General features: G+C 60.2%; 1 protein-coding gene. It reads right to left on the reverse strand.

From position 1 onward, the window contains the following. A partial coding sequence (locus OWC48_RS46505) for a TonB-dependent receptor domain-containing protein (protein ID WP_282525993.1) occupies positions 1-457 on the reverse strand: 457 nt, incomplete at both ends.

The following is a 457-nucleotide window of genomic DNA, read 5'->3' on the forward strand; positions in this document are numbered from 1 at the left end:
GCCGTAGCTCGCATTGTCCCACAAAGCGAGACGGCCTTCGAGGTTCACGCCATACAATGTGGCGTCGCGATTGGCGAAACGCAGATAGACGAAGCCACTGCTGGCCGTGAGGTTGTCCGGATTGTTTGCAAGGCAACTGCCGGTCACGCAGCGATCGACGTCGATATAGTCCTGGACGTAGCTCGCATAGGGGGTGACGCTGAAGCTCCAGATCTTGTGCGCCGGATCGTGCCAACCGGCGGTGAAGCTGACCGTGTGCGCCTTTTCCGGCTTCAGGTCCAGATTGCCAACATAGCCATTGCCGTCGCCGAACCACCCGATCATCTGCATGGCCATGGCGTTGGTCGACCAGGCATAGCGTTCGTAGAGGTTCGGCGAGCGCGTCTTGCGCGCAAAGCCGAGTTCGTAATGGCTGGACTGATCGGGTTCATAGCGCACCAGGGCGGAGCCGTCGACA

Source organism: Bradyrhizobium sp. Arg816 (assembly GCF_029989365.1).
Taxonomy (GTDB): Bacteria; Pseudomonadota; Alphaproteobacteria; order Rhizobiales; family Xanthobacteraceae; genus Bradyrhizobium.